Annotated in this window: 12 protein-coding genes and 4 tRNA genes; 9 read left to right on the top strand and 7 right to left on the bottom strand. The window is 53.1% G+C overall.

The window, feature by feature from the left end:
- The first annotated feature begins 9 nt into the window (after positions 1–9).
- The 5 genes from clpB (at position 10) to FXO12_RS14385 (ending at position 3,377) form a co-directional block, all read left to right on the top strand.
- The gene (clpB, locus tag FXO12_RS14405) at positions 10–2,574 is read left to right on the top strand and encodes an ATP-dependent chaperone ClpB (protein ID WP_003188426.1); all 2,565 of its coding nucleotides are present in this window, start codon (positions 10–12) and stop codon (positions 2,572–2,574) included.
- Positions 2,575–2,869: 295 nt separating this feature from the next.
- Positions 2,870–2,945, top strand: a tRNA-Asn gene (locus tag FXO12_RS14400).
- A gap of 9 nt (positions 2,946–2,954) precedes the next feature.
- Positions 2,955–3,031, top strand: a tRNA-Pro gene (locus tag FXO12_RS14395).
- Between the two features lie 5 nt (positions 3,032–3,036).
- Positions 3,037–3,112: transfer RNA gene (locus FXO12_RS14390), tRNA-Lys, on the top strand.
- A 188-nt stretch (positions 3,113–3,300) separates the two neighbouring features.
- Positions 3,301–3,377 (top strand) — tRNA-Pro (locus FXO12_RS14385).
- Between the two features lie 169 nt (positions 3,378–3,546).
- Here FXO12_RS14385 and xerC read toward each other — a convergent pair.
- Together xerC and mobH are read right to left on the bottom strand one after the other, a co-directional pair.
- Positions 3,547–4,866: a tyrosine recombinase XerC gene (gene xerC / locus FXO12_RS14380; RefSeq protein WP_008432853.1), complete on the bottom strand. Its 1,320-nt coding sequence runs from the start codon at positions 4,864–4,866 to the stop codon at positions 3,547–3,549.
- Entirely contained in the window at positions 4,863–6,749 is a 1,887-nt protein-coding gene (gene mobH / locus FXO12_RS14375) for a MobH family relaxase (protein WP_008432854.1), read from the bottom strand. Before mobH ends, xerC begins: the two co-directional genes overlap by 4 nt.
- A gap of 205 nt (positions 6,750–6,954) precedes the next feature.
- Here mobH and FXO12_RS14370 point away from each other — a divergent pair, with 205 nt between their 5' ends.
- Together FXO12_RS14370 and FXO12_RS14365 are read left to right on the top strand one after the other, a co-directional pair.
- A complete protein-coding gene (locus tag FXO12_RS14370) occupies positions 6,955–7,443 on the top strand; it encodes a hypothetical protein (protein ID WP_019821334.1) in 489 nt (162 codons plus the stop codon).
- Positions 7,444–7,678: 235 nt separating this feature from the next.
- Positions 7,679–8,002: a hypothetical protein gene (locus FXO12_RS14365; RefSeq protein ID WP_008432855.1), complete on the top strand. Its 324-nt coding sequence runs from the start codon at positions 7,679–7,681 to the stop codon at positions 8,000–8,002.
- 32 nt (positions 8,003–8,034) lie between these two features.
- On the opposite strand, the gene FXO12_RS14360 is transcribed toward FXO12_RS14365, so the two are convergent.
- The 5 genes from FXO12_RS14360 to FXO12_RS14340 are packed head-to-tail and all read right to left on the bottom strand — an operon-like array spanning position 8,035 to position 12,683.
- Positions 8,035–9,549 carry a conjugal transfer protein TraG N-terminal domain-containing protein gene (locus tag FXO12_RS14360; protein WP_008432856.1) on the bottom strand — a complete coding sequence of 505 codons (1,515 nt, stop codon included), beginning with the start codon at positions 9,547–9,549 and terminating at the stop codon, positions 8,035–8,037.
- Positions 9,546–9,926, bottom strand: coding sequence for a hypothetical protein (locus FXO12_RS14355; RefSeq protein ID WP_008432858.1), 381 nt, complete (start codon positions 9,924–9,926; stop codon positions 9,546–9,548). Before FXO12_RS14355 ends, FXO12_RS14360 begins: the two co-directional genes overlap by 4 nt.
- A gap of 8 nt (positions 9,927–9,934) precedes the next feature.
- Positions 9,935–11,296 (bottom strand): integrating conjugative element protein, encoded by a 1,362-nt coding sequence (locus FXO12_RS14350; RefSeq protein ID WP_024073345.1) that lies wholly within the window; start codon positions 11,294–11,296, stop codon positions 9,935–9,937.
- A gap of 20 nt (positions 11,297–11,316) precedes the next feature.
- On the bottom strand, positions 11,317–12,258 hold the full coding sequence (locus FXO12_RS14345) for a TIGR03756 family integrating conjugative element protein (RefSeq protein WP_008432863.1): 942 nt from the start codon (positions 12,256–12,258) through the stop codon (positions 11,317–11,319).
- Positions 12,255–12,683, bottom strand: coding sequence for a TIGR03757 family integrating conjugative element protein (locus tag FXO12_RS14340; RefSeq protein WP_008432865.1), 429 nt, complete (start codon positions 12,681–12,683; stop codon positions 12,255–12,257). The genes FXO12_RS14345 and FXO12_RS14340 overlap by 4 nt, the downstream gene beginning before the upstream one ends.
- Before the next feature lie 948 nt (positions 12,684–13,631).
- Here FXO12_RS14340 and FXO12_RS14335 point away from each other — a divergent pair.
- Together FXO12_RS14335 and FXO12_RS14330 are read left to right on the top strand one after the other, a co-directional pair.
- Complete coding sequence (locus tag FXO12_RS14335) at positions 13,632–13,964, top strand: DUF2790 domain-containing protein (RefSeq protein ID WP_008432869.1); 333 nt, start codon at positions 13,632–13,634, stop codon at positions 13,962–13,964.
- Positions 13,965–14,181: 217 nt separating this feature from the next.
- Entirely contained in the window at positions 14,182–15,507 is a 1,326-nt protein-coding gene (locus FXO12_RS14330; protein ID WP_008432871.1) for an OprD family porin, read from the top strand.
- Positions 15,508–15,870 lie beyond the last annotated feature (363 nt).

Genomic DNA, 15,870 nt, shown 5'->3' with positions numbered 1-15,870 from the left:
AGGTGACTAATGCGTATTGATCGTTTAACCAGCAAATTACAGTTGGCCTTGTCCGACTCTCAATCCTTGGCGGTGGGCCTCGACCACCCGGCCATTGAACCTGCGCACTTGATGCAGGCACTCCTGGAACAGCAAGGTGGTTCTATCAAACCCTTGCTGATGCAGGTGGGCTTTGACGTTAACAGCCTGCGCAAGGAGTTGAGCAAAGAGCTCGACCAACTGCCGAAAATCCAGAATCCCACCGGTGACGTGAATATGTCCCAGGATCTGGCGCGCCTGCTCAACCAGGCCGACCGCCTGGCCCAGCAGAAAGGTGACCAGTTCATCTCCAGCGAACTGGTGCTGCTCGCCGCCATGGACGACAACAGCAAGCTCGGCAAATTGTTGCTGGGCCAGGGCGTGAGCAAGAAAGCCCTGGAAAACGCCATCAACAACCTGCGTGGCGGCGAGGCGGTGAACGACCCTAACCATGAGGAGTCGCGCCAGGCCTTGGACAAATACACCGTCGACCTGACCAAGCGTGCCGAAGAAGGCAAGCTGGACCCGGTGATCGGCCGTGACGACGAGATTCGTCGCACCATCCAGGTGTTGCAACGTCGCACCAAGAACAACCCGGTGTTGATCGGTGAACCTGGCGTGGGTAAAACCGCGATTGCCGAGGGCCTGGCCCAGCGCATCATTAATGGTGAAGTGCCAGACGGCCTCAAAGGCAAGCGCCTGCTGTCTCTGGATATGGGCTCGCTGATTGCCGGTGCCAAGTTCCGGGGTGAGTTCGAAGAGCGCCTCAAATCCTTGCTTAACGAATTGTCGAAGCAGGAAGGGCAGATCATTCTGTTTATCGACGAATTGCACACCATGGTCGGTGCCGGTAAAGGCGAAGGCTCCATGGACGCCGGCAACATGCTCAAGCCCGCCTTGGCGCGCGGTGAGTTGCACTGCGTCGGCGCTACTACGCTCAACGAATACCGTCAGTACATCGAAAAGGACGCAGCCCTTGAGCGTCGCTTCCAGAAAGTGCTGGTGGAAGAACCGAGCGAAGAAGACACCATCGCGATCCTGCGTGGCCTGAAAGAGCGCTATGAGGTCCACCATAAGGTGGCGATCACCGACGGTGCGATCATTGCGGCGGCCAAATTGAGCCACCGCTATATCACCGATCGCCAGTTGCCGGACAAGGCTATCGACCTGATCGACGAAGCGGCAAGCCGCATCCGTATGGAGATCGATTCCAAGCCGGAAGTGCTGGATCGCCTGGATCGGCGCCTGATTCAACTGAAAGTCGAATCCCAGGCGTTGAAGAAAGAAGAAGACGAAGCGGCCAAGAAGCGCCTGGAAAAACTCCAGGAAGAAATTGTCCGCCTGGAACGTGAGTATTCGGACCTCGAAGAAATCTGGACCTCGGAAAAAGCCGAAGTACAGGGTTCGGCGCAGATCCAGCAAAAGATCGAGCAGTCCCGCCAGGAACTTGAAGCGGCGCGCCGCAAAGGCGACCTGAACCGCATGGCCGAGTTGCAGTATGGGGTGATCCCGGACCTGGAACGCAGCCTGCAGATGGTCGACCAGCACGGCAAGCCTGAAAACCAGTTGCTGCGCAGCAAGGTGACGGAGGAAGAAATTGCCGAAGTAGTCTCCAAGTGGACCGGTATTCCTGTGTCTAAGATGCTCGAAGGCGAGCGCGACAAGTTGCTGAAGATGGAAAGCCTGTTGCATCAGCGCGTCATCGGCCAGGAAGAGGCCGTGGTGGCGGTGTCCAACGCGGTACGGCGTTCCCGGGCAGGTTTGTCCGACCCGAACCGTCCAAGCGGCTCGTTCATGTTCCTCGGCCCGACCGGTGTGGGTAAGACCGAGTTGTGCAAGGCCCTGGCCGAGTTCCTCTTTGATACTGAAGAGGCCATGGTGCGGATCGATATGTCCGAATTCATGGAGAAACACTCGGTGGCTCGCCTTATCGGCGCACCGCCAGGCTATGTAGGCTATGAAGAGGGCGGTTATCTGACCGAAGCCGTGCGGCGCAAGCCTTACTCGGTGATCCTGCTGGATGAGGTCGAGAAGGCGCACCCGGATGTGTTCAACATCTTGCTGCAGGTGCTGGAGGATGGTCGCTTGACGGACAGCCACGGGCGTACGGTGGACTTCCGCAATACGGTGATCGTGATGACTTCCAACCTGGGGTCGGCACAGATCCAGGAATTGGTGGGTGATCGTGAAGCTCAGCGTGCGGCGGTGATGGACGCGTTGACCACGCACTTCCGTCCGGAATTCATCAACCGGGTCGATGAAGTGGTGATCTTCGAGCCTCTGGCGCGGGATCAGATCGCGGGCATCACCGAGATCCAGTTGGGCCGCCTGCGTAGCCGTCTGGCTGAGCGCGAACTGGACCTTGAGCTGAGCGGCGAAGCGTTGGACAAGCTGATCGCGGTCGGTTACGACCCGGTGTATGGCGCACGGCCACTCAAACGTGCAATCCAGCGCTGGATCGAGAACCCACTGGCGCAGCTGATTCTGTCGGGCAGCTTTATGCCTGGCACCCGCGTCACGGCGACGGTGAAAGACGACGAAATCGTCTTCCATTAAGCCCTGCGCTTGGCGCAACCATAGAAGGCCCCGCATTGCGGGGCCTTTTTTTTCGATAGGGCGTTGAACTGTAAGGCAAAGGCTTGTAAAGTGCGCCCCGCAGCAACGTCAGCCCACGGGTTTCTTCTCCCCAAGAAGAAATCAGAAAGAAGCGCAAATCATTGTCTTAAAAGCAATTTAAAGGGTTGACAGGGGTTTTTAAGATTGTAGAATAGCGCGCCTCAGAGACGCTAACGTAGCGATACGGACAGGGTCGAAGAGGAAGCAACACAGCAGTAACTTTGAAATATGTAGTTCCGTGATAGCTCAGTCGGTAGAGCAAATGACTGTTAATCATTGGGTCCCAGGTTCGAGTCCTGGTCACGGAGCCAATTTCAAACCGGGGTATAGCGCAGTCCGGTAGCGCGCCTGCTTTGGGAGCAGGATGTCGGGAGTTCGAATCCCCCTACCCCGACCATATTTGGGTCGTTAGCTCAGTTGGTAGAGCAGTTGGCTTTTAACCAATTGGTCGTAGGTTCGAATCCCACACGACCCACCATTTTTGAGACCAGTTGACGCTGGAATCAAATCTTAAAATCAGAGGTTCTAGCTCTGATAGAGGCGGTTTTACGGTTTTGGAAAGTGTTACAGCACTTAGATATCGCCGTAGACATGCAGCCGTCTGAGGCGAACAGTAGTTTCGGTTCGTCATGATGTCAATGTGCATAGGCTTTGCGATGCGCATTCCGGGGTATAGCGCAGTCCGGTAGCGCGCCTGCTTTGGGAGCAGGATGTCGGGAGTTCGAATCCCCCTACCCCGACCATATTTAATGAAAAAGGCGTCTTTATGACGCCTTTTTTTGTGCCTTGAGCAAAGTCGTACCGTTCGTCTGGAAAAAATCCGGATTTCGACCTGGTTCTTTATTCCGGGCATGCGAAAGCCTCTGGCCAACCAGAATTCCCTATAGCCAGTGCGCTTTGATTATGAGCGTACTAGGGCGATGCTCTGGAAAATGATGAGCTTCGCATTGAATGCTCAGTTGAGGTGCGTTTCCTGAATGTGCCGACACCAAGCCCGCTCGCCATTAGCGTCAATAGTAGACTCTGCTCTACTTGATCTACTGGTGGGTCCATAGAGCATGTCATTGACTCGCGATGCAGTTGCGCAGATGCGAGCTCGAGAGCCTTCTGTAGCGCGCTTCGGCCAGTCGACTTGGTCCGCCGATCAATACTGACCTCTGTGCTGCTAGATTGTTGTGGAGCTGGCAGCTTCTTGGGCTCTGGTTGAGCGGTTTCCTGTGAATGCACACCTATTTTGGCGGGTAAGGGGGCAGAGGGTTTGCCACTTGGATCAACCCGTGTCACTCGGCTCAGAGCGCCCTGAGCCCGACTCCGCTCATGTAGAACAGCACGCATATGGTCGTAGTCCGCCTCTATGTAATTCATCGTTGTCGCTAGATTCGAATGATTCAGCAGGCTTTTCGTGAGATGAATGTTTCGCTCAGGCTGCTTCATCAAGTCTGTTGCTAATGTGTGCCTGAAGCGGTGAGGGGTCATGCGCACGCCGATCTTATCGGTGAGCTTGCCGTACATTGACTCCACCTGGTCGATGTTCATTTCCTTGCCATGGAAGTGACGAGAGAATCTGTTGACGTTGAACAGCTGATCGTCTGGTGAAAAACCGATTTTCTCGGCCTCCCCCAAGATCCTGGATAAGTGTGGAGCGAGTCCTTCCATAATGGGGAGGAAAAACTCCCGATGGGTCTTCTCTGTTTCACCGCGGACCAAGATCATCTGGCTGTCCCAGTCGATATCTTTGTAACGCAGGCACAGCAGGGCATTCAGACGTATGCCTGTGTAATAAAACATCTCGAAGACGCTGAGCCAGAACCAGGCAGGTGTGATCTGGCTACGTTCATGCGTACAACGTTCTTGGCCTACAAGGGATATGAGCCAGTTGCGTGCTCGTTGGATGGCGTCTCCATTGATTGTCTTGCTGGCTCGCTTTGGTGGGATAACGCTGGTTTTCTTGAATGGGTTGATCGTGGTATGGGTCATCAGGCCGTGTTCTATGGCGTAGCCCCAAACAGTTCGAAGGTGATTTGAATAGGTGTTCCAGCTGCGTTTGGATAATCCGTTCTCAAGGACTTTTTTTCGCCATGTCAGAACCGCACGATGATCGATCTCCTCAACTGAGGCCGTTCGGAAATGCTTGAGTAGTGCTTTGGTCGAGGCGCGATAGATCTTTGCACTGGCAGGCCGCAGATCATGGGCAAAGATGTATTCCTCCGTCAGATTCGAGGGCGTCGTCATTGTGGCGGCTCCGTTGCTTCTGACTTCAAGGACAGGCTGATATTGTCGAAAGGGACCTCAGAGAAGATTGTTCGCGGGTCTAGTAGTAAGTACCCCTTGAGCTGCTTGGATTTTCGAGGTCCAACAACGTCACAGGTCCAAATATTCAAACTCTTATGCGTTTTTCGATGAAGTTTCTGTTTCTCGAAACTACGTTGAACCAGCTGCCAGGCGCTGACTTGCTGTACTTTGGCTTGCTGTTCGATATGGGGGAATTCAAGGACGTAGCGTTTGAAAATTCCAGGCGTTACCAGCATAGCGGTCCCTGCTACGGTATGAACCAGCGCTTTGGTATCGTTGATAATGATGGTCCGGGATGCGATGCCTTTCTTAAGCCATTCAACAAATCCCTGACCGATCTCGGTGTTATTGCTAGGCATCGGAGTGACTTCTTCGATTATTGCTAAAGGCGCACCTCCTTGATTGGAGGTTTGGGAAGGCTGGATTTCATCCAGTTTCGGAGGCGCGGTATGTGCCGCTGAGACCGCTTTGTTTTTGGTGTCTTCTGATGGCTCATTGATGTTACCAAGGAGCGCCAGTAGCTCGTCAAATTCATCTGTACTGCTCGAGGAATGCTGAGGTAGTTCGAACGGTGATGGCTGTGCCGGTGCTAAAGGCGCCGGCACAGGGCTGGATTGAATTTCCGAAGGCAACTTTTTGGCCGGTGTGGCGACGGTATTTTCAGCTGCAGAGTCTTCTACCGGGTTGCCAGCTTCTACCTCAAGAGTCCCAGCGTAAGCTGTGGGCCGATCACTTGGATCATTCCAGATCAGTGCCGGTGAGAGCTTCAGCAGGGTGAAGGTGTTTCGCCAGCCACGACCATTGTCTATCGTGGCTTTCCAGATTGCCTTGTCTTGGGCATTGGTTTGGATTACCCCCTGATCTTGCAGCATGTTGAAGAAAGGCGCATTCGTACTGGGTACACCTTCAACGCCTTTGGTCAGCAAATAGGCTCGCAATTGATCAGCAATAGGCTTGCTAACCAGCCAAAGAGCATCCTGTGTCAGCCATCCATCTGACGGTCCATCGGGTTGATTCAGTTTGAATGTATCTCGGACCAGGTGACGCAACCCATCTGCTAATTGACGCTGCAAAGACTGTTTGGGCGCGGACAGCGCGCGGGCTGGATTTCCACCGAGCTCCTGTGCGACGGACGCCTGATCGGCCTTGACCACGATCTCTCCCAAAATGCCGGCATGTTCGTACTGACCAGCCAAAATGAAGATTAACTGCGACCACACTTCGGGGAAATTACTGAGCCAATCTAAGATTTCTGAGGAGAGGATCTGCGCGTAGATCAGTGCGGCAGCGGCTCCGTGAAGTTGGTAGTTGCGTCCTTTCACGTAACGGAATCGATAGGGACGATCGATTGGGCCGTGCCACGGGTGCCAGGTTTTACCTCCTGCCAGCTCGACGTGCACGTCGACGGCGATCTTGCCGAGGTCGTGTATCAGAGCGCCGTAAGCCGCGGCGGCAGTCCAGGCCTCAGCCTGTGCTGATTGAGACTCCGGCGGTGCGCCTATAGGAAGCAGGTAGCTCTGTCGAATTTTCAAGGCATAGGCGACGATTTCAAGCCCGTGATCCAGCATGCCGCCAGGGTGTGCATGATGGTGGTTTTGCGAAGCAGGGAGCTGCTGGACCAACTCCGCGTAGCGCTCAAGTGGACGCCTATAGAGCTCGACAAACTGTGAGCGAGATAACGATGCGCGCTGCCAAATGTTCTCCAGTAGTTTCTGACGGCGCGGCGATGCCAGTAGTGCTTGGCTAGAGGCCGGCTGTATAAAACCGTTAGGGGAGGGGCTTTGGGCGGGTAGCGCTTTATTGCGGCGGAAAATAGAGAACATCGCCTGCTCCGTAAATGATTCATGGGGCAGGCTTTTCTCCTATCAAAGGGGGGGCGAGCAAGGGGAAAGGATCACTGGTTGCCTCGGGTATTTCTTTTGGCGAAGAGCCATCTTTCTATGGTGGTGACGGAGAAAGGAATGCAGAATTATCGTCGTTTCGGTCTAAGGGCACGGGGCCGCAGATCGACTATGTGAGGAAAAAATGATGGTTTCACTTCGCTACGCTACGAAATCAACCTCAGATAATGTTTGGGCACTTTGTGATTTGATACGTGACAATAAGTGTGATGAGATCATTCTTTTTGCTAGTGTAGGGAATGATCTTGATGATGAGGAAGCAAGGTGGGACAACAACCTTCCTCTGGTTGTGGCCTTAGCTAAATATATTATTCCTCACGTTGATAGCGTCTTGGTCATTTTTGATGGAGTGTTTCTAACCGCTGCGCGTTCCGCTCGTTATGGTGAAGTACGTGAACTGCTGGATGTAGCTATTGCGTCTGACAAGGTTTATTACTCTGGGCAGAGAGCCCCACTTACTAGCGAAATGACTCCTGACGAGGCTGTTTCAACTCTTATTAATTTAGGTTCTATCCAACCGTTGACGGTTGAGTCCAGAGCTGAATACTTTTCTTTGCTTAGTAATTTTACAGAAGACGAGTTAGTTGAAGTTTATTCGACTCGCGAGATGCGTTGATGAGATTGGACCTTTTTCCCGCTGAAAGCGGCCCTTTCGGGTAAGGCTTTTACCCTTGTGAACCATTCCATTCGCTTCTACAAAACCTTTTACCTTTTGGGCCATTTTTGTTGTGAAAGGGGGGCATCTGGTGCTGAAGGCAAAGGCCGTTTGTCTCATGATCTTGCAGCATAGAAAAATCGGTATTATAAGTAATGTCAAATCGCCCCTAGACCGGGTAAGAAGGAGACGCACCATGACCGCACAGACCTCTCAGGGAGTAGCAAGTCGCTTAGGCTATGGCCTGGGTCAGGCTGCGCGCCTCGTTTGGTGCAGTCAGAACCGTACCCTGCGTTGGGTCAAGCGTCTGGTTGTGGCTGCCGTACTCCTATATTTTTCTGCAGACATTTTCAGCGGGATTATCAGCGTTGCAGTATTTACCTTGGTTTTGGGTGGAGGGCTCTGGGCGTTGAATCACAGACCTACGCCTCGCAGAAACCAGATAGAGTATGGTCAATGCTATGGCCCCGATGGCTATGGGTACTATGTTGCTGGTCAACGTGTAGACGACGATGATTAAGGGTCTCATATCAATGATATGAGACCCTTACGTTACATAACGCTACGTTTGACAGTATTCACCCCTTCCTGACCTGCCTTTTGAACATCTTTTGTTCCGCTGGTAAGGCCTTCCAATGCTTTTCCTGCGCTCACCCCTGCCCATCCCAGCGCGCCCATCCAAAACACTGGCAGGATGATGAACATCGAGCCCATCACGAAGTTTAAGATTGCGTCCTGGGTGGCAGTGTTCAAACCCATCACAGGATCAAATGATAAATGCGGAGAACCGGCTCCATATAAAGCGTCCAATATCGTGGTATCGACCCATCTAGCCAGTTGAAACCAAAAGTCCACGAATATCAGAGCGAAAAAAACAACGGACATAGTCATGGCCACTTTTAGTTGGTAAGCCCCGACGATTAGCACCAAGGGAATGCAAATCACCATCGCCATTTTCAAGAACGCCATGACCATCGGTAGCGCCTGGCGAACCATGTCCATCGCTGGAAAATAGGCCATAGATCCTAATGCAACCCCGAGAGTCCCCGCTGCCCGGGCTGCACCATTCCACACAGTTCCGTCGATTTGTCCCCCGTAGTCCGTATAAACATCCCCTTTCACCTGGTTCGACGGCGAGACCAGTTGCCGGACAAGCGAGTCAGTGACTTCGTCCGGGGACAACCACTTTGCCCAGCCGAGCATTTTGGTCATGAGGTCCGGCGACACTTGAGCCTTGATACGGTCCCGCAGTCCCACTCCGCTATCTGACCACCATTGTTTGCAAGTTGGATAGCCCCCACCTCCACCCACTTGTGGTAAACCCACATCACGAGATGCGTTATAGGGCCATGATGCCCTTGGAGTTTTGGAGTAGTCCGTGTCGTAATAACCCGAGGTGTTCAATAAATAGTGCGAACCAATCCAGCTGAGTTCCTGCGCAAAACGAGGGTCATTCCCTTGCGCTCCCAATTCGGGTTGGCGCATGAATAATCTGGCACGGGAGGGTCCATAGCAATCGTGCGTAAAGTCGCCAATTTCCTGAGCCAATAGCGGGTTGTTGATCTTGGTGTTGCTAACTTCCATGCGTACTTGCCGTAAATCAGTCCCGCAGGGAATTGCTGCTACAGCGCCATTGGTTAATCCCTTTGATAATGCATGCATTAATGCCCACCACATGGGCATCTGGGCACTCTTTCCTGCCAGTGAGCTGAATGTTGTGTTCCAGCCTGTGTCTGTGGGTTTAGGTAAGTTGTATTGACATTGCTGAGCTCTACTCTGGTCAAATGCCAAGGTATCAAAACTCACATTGACGGCTGGTACAGCGAAGAATGCGACTACGATGTAGCCAACGTAGATATTGGTTTCGATACGTGCCAGTGAGAGAACGCCTTTGTTGCCCTCATCGGCCCCCTCACCACGGACTTTCAGCCACTCTCGAATAACGATGATGCAGAAGGGGAGGGCGAATAGACCGGTATCTGAAATCATCGCCCAGATACCATTGTTGATGATCCAACCGACCAACGTCAGGTAGTACTCTAAATAGTCATTGGTGTAGAGCGTCACAGAACACCCCCTGCCTGATACAGCACCTTGCTCAGTTCAACCATCAGAAATAATAAGATCACCATTATCTCGATCTTCAACAGGCCTTTGCGCCGTTTCGAGCGTTCTGAGTTCGATAACCGTACCTTGAATTTGAACCAGGCAACGGTCAGTGCGATATAAAGCATTAGGCGCCAGGTAAAGAGCGGCCAATAGTGGTCGGTGCGCCAGGCTTGCCATTGCTCGGCGCTGTCGAACATGTTCATCAGGACAGCGCTGAGTAGGACTACGAGGGCGGCAGTCGCGAGCAAAACACCCAGAACAAGCAGAATGCTCCTCCCGGTTCGTCGAACCAGCGAACGGTTGGGAGCGGCGACAGGCTCCTGTATTTCGGTCATGGCCTTTCTCACTGTTTGTTCTGGGCGGGTGACTGCAACTGGTCCAATCGATTCGTTTCTGGGGCTCCCGGGGACACGCCACGAGAGTCTTCTGCCCGTGCTTTGCTGCGTTCAATGATGGTCAGAGGCGAGTTCTTCGCGAGCTGCTGACGCATGTCCAGTTCCATTTTGAGGTTGCCGATCTCCTGTTGCAGCGAGGAGCTCTGCTGGCCGACTGCCTGGACGGCGAGGTCATTAGCCGCGACGTTCGGTTCCCGACTGCCTGCCATCAAGGTGCGCTGTAGGGTCAGAGCTTTCTCCAACACATCGGACAACGCGACTTCGGAGGCAAGCCGGCGAGCGAGTACGTCCTGGTCGCGCTCATCCTTGAGTGCTGCTACAACGCCTCGGGTGATGGGTAACGAGTTGCTGCTCGCTGCTTCCAGGTTTTCTAGCGACAGCGTTTTGCTTCCGCTCAGCAGTTCCTGCAGGGCCTTCAGCTTGGTGTCGTACGTTTCCTGGATCAGCGGCGTGAGGCCGACGCCTGCGGCTGTCACCGTTTTAGGGCAACTGTCACAGGTCTGCTGTTGTTGTTCACCCAGGACACGATTGGCAAAGGTGGTGGCTTCCTGGGGCGATGACCAGACATTGCACACCATGCCGTTGTTGCAGTTCGCTTTACTGATGGATGCGGTGTCGCCGGCCGCGCGCTTGTTCAGAAGGTTGTAGCCCGCCTTGGTGACGTCGCCTACGATACGAATTGGCTTCTGACCGGAACCACCTGCTCTATCACCACCAACCCAAGTGACGCCATCGTTTCCACCTTTCTTTTCGACTTGTTCCACCGCCGACACTGCGTCTGTGTTGGATGTTAGCGCCTGACTCATAGCCTGACCTTCAGCAAGCTTGCCCCAGCCCATTTGGTTACCGGCGATATCCGCCATCTTTTCGCCAATGGCGCGGCAGGTGCCTTTGGAGCGGTCGAAGTCCAGGCGGGCCTGCAAAATGCCGTTGGTGATGAGGTTGTATAGCGCCGGGTTCGCACGTTGAAGAATCAGTGCCGGCAGCGAAGCCACGGCGCTGGTGGCGCTCTGTACCACCGAGCTCATGATGTTTTTGAAGCCGGAAGTGGCACCATTCAATTGGTTTTCAAGGGTTGTGCTCAGGCTCATGTTTCCGCAGATTAGATTGGTATTCCAACCGCCTCCCACAGAAATACTATCCATGTTGCCTGCGCTCCCCATGGTGACTGCGTTGCCGCCGCCAATGCTATACAGCACGTTGTCCCCAATGACGCTTCCGGAGGAGGAGACGTTGATTGGATCAGCAGAGAGCGCTATTGCACTGCTGAGGCTGCAGGCGAGCCCTATCGCCAAGGTAGTGAGTTTCATGCTTTGCTCCGATCGCTGTTTCATTGGAAGTCCGTACTGCCGAGGAAGGTCTGTCCTCGACGCTGGCAACACGAATAAGGGCGCCAGAGTGCCCAGGCGTAGCCGCCATCCTGCGCATCGATGTTCGGATCGATGGTGGGAAAGGTTGCGCAAGTCGGGTTGAGGACTGGGGTGAGCTCTTGCCACTTACCAGTGGAGGCGTCACCTTCGCGTAGCGGCCCTGCGGGCCAGTAACCGGGGTAGGGAAGGGCGAGCATCGGCAAGTAGACATGGACCTGGCCTGGGCGGGTAACCACGTCGCCGGCACGCTGCGCAATAACTGCGCCCGTTTTGTAGTCGTCAGTCTGGTTAAGGAAGCCGCTACGCGGGTAGACGTTCCCCCAGCTGCTTGCTGAGAGCAGGCTACCGACTTCGCGCATGCCCGGAATGAGTGCTTCGGGGTATACGGATTCCGGGACGCCGTATCGCCAAGCAATGGGGTCAAGGGTGCTCAGAAAGTAAGGCACAAGCGGTAAGGTTGCGCCTTTGCATACATAGCCCGAGGCGCTGGCAAACTGACTCAACGCCGCACCACCTGGATGGCCGATGACATCGGCTTCCTTAAATTTGATGATGTTGTTCTCTGCAACGTGATTGGTAGTGCCGTCGTTGCCCGCTTGGGCCATCGGATTCGGGGTGCCAAGAGGTGACATCTCTATCCAAGGGTTCATCCCGGTATTCGCATATGCAGACACCACAGCGTCCGGTACGTAGTGACGAACCTTGGTCGAGGTTTTGACTTTGCATCCGAATGGCGTGCAGAGCAGCCAATAGCAGATGCCGACCACTTTGTACTCCAGGCAGGTTGGTGACAGGGTCGAGGCAATAATCGCTGCCGAGTTGATCGCAGCCGATGCACTGAATGACAGGCTGAAAGTGATAGCCAGCGACAAAGGCCGGATCGCAAAACGTGAGCGTCTCATCGTGACAGGCTCCGTGCTCGTTCAATCAACGCGACGGCTTTAGCTGCGTCAGGCTCGCCGTACACGACGTAGCGACGATCTACGACCACGGCTGGGAGTTTTTCGACTCGCAGGCTCCAGGCGTCTATGACGCCCTGCTGGGCTTGGGCCAACTCGTTTTGCAGATGCTTCCCTGCAGGGCTGACAAGGTAGCGTTGAATGGCCGCTTCTGCCTGGCGTGGATCGGCGGGTAGTTGGTTGGAAAGTTGTTCTTCAAGGCGCTGCTGATCATCCAGGAAGATGACGCGAGCGCCAGAAGGTGCGGATACTGGATGTGCTCGGTTTGTAATGACCCACGTCTCCGCGTGGGACGCAGTTGACAAGAACAGTAGCAGTGAAAACAGCCAGCGCCGCGTTTCGCTAATGTGGGTAAGGATCTGGAGCATGGCACCGTACCTGATATGGATTCAGGTACAGAAGACCGGATGGCTGTCTTGAGCGCAGTAAGAAATAGGAATTTGGAAGCTTTGGGTATTTGAGAGCGACGAATTCGTGTGGGTTGGATTAGAGATGGCACTTGGTCGGCTCAAATTGACGACGCAGTGAGTACGCAGTTAACTGGCTATCCACACAGCAAGAGTTCAAGCCAAGTTTATGAGGCGACCCTTCTTGGCCCCATCGCCGCCGATGGTCCACAGTACGCCAGTCGGACGAGTCTCGCCACCGCCCCACGACATAACGAAAAATCACTTCTATTGAAGCTTCGGGCGACATCAACGGCAAAATGCTCGCCCTGCCGATATCGTCAGCGGGTTTGGTCGTGCTGGAGAAAACAACCTCAAGATTCGAAGGCTTTATCTTTATCCTTGGGCAGGCAGTAGTTTGTGCTGTCCTGCTTGAGATCCTTCACGATCAAATGTTGCAAACGGAGCGCCTGCTGCACAGCTTCAATGTCATCTTCGATGACGTTAAGGATAAGATAAAAACCTATCCTCCGAGACCGTATTGCTGTTAAAGACCATCCTGCCGATTGCGTTTTCGGTGCTCTACGTAGTGCCTAATTTCCGCAGCCCATGAGGCTTTTGTGACACGTTCGTAGTCTCATTTAGCTACGCCCAAACGATTCATCCGCCTGTAGCGGTCAAAGCCGCTTTTCATAATAGGAAGATATGCATTTTTATAAAAAATCTCTAGATGCTCCAGGTGGGATACGAGTTGATTTCTGATGGTCGTATGATGCATTCAGCGTGCTCTGCCAATAAAGCTAAACTTTAAATAGTTGAACTCACGAGCTCTACGAGAGGCCTTACAGATATGTAATATTCGCGGCAGCTTCCTGAAAGGCATCACTGGTTATCCTCTAGTCAGAAGTAAGTGAGCACTAGGAGAAAATCATGAAATTATTAAAAGTTGTTTTTGCCGCTTCCATCTTGACCATGTCTTCTTTGGCCATGGCTGAAGGAGGTGGTGACCGTGTTTATGGTCGAATGATGCAAGAGAACCAGAAGGCGATGGAGCAGTACGCCTTAGAAAACGGAAAGGCGACACCTGAAGTTGTTCATTATGAATACGGAATGAACCTCGATGTCCAGAAGGTAATCAGTACCACTCAAGCCAATAAAACCTGTGGCGTAGCCCCTTCGCGCATGACCTATGAAGATTCGGCGGGCAAGCTCAACACCTTGGAATACAAGGTTATGGGTACTAACTGCCCTCACGGAAGTTAATTAGCGTTAGCCCTGACTGCGCAAGGTTGTTCGGTATGTTTTGAGCCTGCTTGCTGTTCGCTGACACAGAAGTAATTTTCAGGTCACGCTGGAGTTATCTATTGTATGAAATTATGTCTGCCGGCACGTAGGAGAAATCCTCACGTGCTGGTGGCTTTTATAATTATAAAAAATATTTCATAAAGAAACTCTGCCAAGCTAAAGCCTGGAGTGTTAAATGAACAATAAAAGCATTTATGGTCTTTCTCTCATTTCCCTTGGCATGAGCATGGGGCAAGTTGCAGTAGCTGTGGAGCAAAAGCCTGAAGGGTTCATTGAGGGGAGCACCTTTAGTATTCTCAATCGGAATCTCTATCTCAATCGTGATTATCGAAAGGGTCAATCAAGCCCCACGGGCAATGGTTACTCAGCCGAATGGGCTCATGGCATCATTGGCCGATTCGAATCAGGCTTTACTCAAGGTACCGTAGGCTTCGGCATTGATGCGTTTGCAATGGAAGGCCTCAAGCTCGATTCAGGTGATGGTCGCTCGGGAGCCCGTAGCTCAGTCGATGTCTTGCCGCACAATAGCAAAGGCCAACCTGAAGACTCCTACTCAAAAGTAGGCGGGGCCGCAAAAGTGCGTTTCCTGGATACAGTCGTCAAGGTAGGCGACGTATTTCCATCGACGCCTGTCGTTGCCTATGGGGATTCCCGACTTCTCCCGGAGAGTTTCCGGGGTGCAACGTTCACTAATACCAGCATCAAAGGCCTGACCCTTCAGGGGGGCCGGCTGCATGCGATGAGCCAACCCAATTCCAGTAGCATGCGTGACGGCTTTTCAACTTTTTACGCCGGTGTAGTAGATGCTCCATGGATCGCTTATCTAGGGGGCGATTACACGGTCAATGAACACGTAGGTGTGAGTCTTTACACCAGCCAATTCAAGGATGTGTGGAACCAATACTACGCGGGCACCACATTGAGCTATCCACTCTCAGAAAGCGTATCGCTAATTGGCGGCTTTAATTACTACCGAGCGGTTGATGAGGGTGAAAAACTTCTGGGAAGCTTCGATAACAAGATCTGGAGCGGCAAGACCGGGGTCAAATTCGGAGCGCACGCCGTGACCGTTGGTTACCAGCGCAATAATGGTAACGACGACTTTGACTACCTTCGCCAGTCCGACTCAATTTTTTTGGATAACTCCATTCAGTACAGCGATTTCAACTCACCGAAAGAGCAATCCTTGCAGCTGCGCTACGATCTAGATATGCAGGCTTTCGGCATCCCCGGTCTGAGCTTCATGACCCGCTACGCTAAGGGTTGGGATGCGGACTATTCCAACGCAAACAGCGTGTACATGCGTCGCGGAGCGGACGGTGCCCCATTGCAGGACCAAAAGCGTTGGGAGCGAGACATCGAGGCTAAGTATGTCATCCAGTCAGGCTCACTGAAGGACATGTCTTTACGTGTCCGCCAAGCAACGACACGAGCTACCGATTTCGAATCTGATTTGGACGAGGTCAGACTGATTGTTGAATATCCACTGCAACTCCTTTAACGGGCATTAGCCATCGGCATCAACTGTCCGGTATCCCCGATACACCCCGTCTCCTTGTTTCTCCTTTGGTTTGGAGACGGCTTAGGCGCCCTAGTGGCGCCTTTTTTTGTGGATTGAAGGTAAGCGTCCGAACTACACCGCCTTGCATCTCAGACCTTAATCCCCTTTAACCGCTGATTGACGCGCTCACACTCAAAAACTGCGAAATTGCACCCCACTTGACCACCCATTTGCGTTGCAACTGACCAATCATTTGCATTCGAAGTGATCAGGACTCTCGGCTCTGTAGGGTAAGAGCGTGGCTAAAAGCAGACCGTAGGTTTGGCCAGTCAACGGGGCTCATTGAGCGCCGCTCTTTTCCTG

The organism is Pseudomonas sp. J380 (genome assembly GCF_009827115.1).
Classification (GTDB): Bacteria; Pseudomonadota; Gammaproteobacteria; order Pseudomonadales; family Pseudomonadaceae; genus Aquipseudomonas; species Aquipseudomonas paracarnis.
Note: the sequence above shows the minus strand (reverse complement) of the source record. Positions and strands in the feature narration are given on the sequence as shown.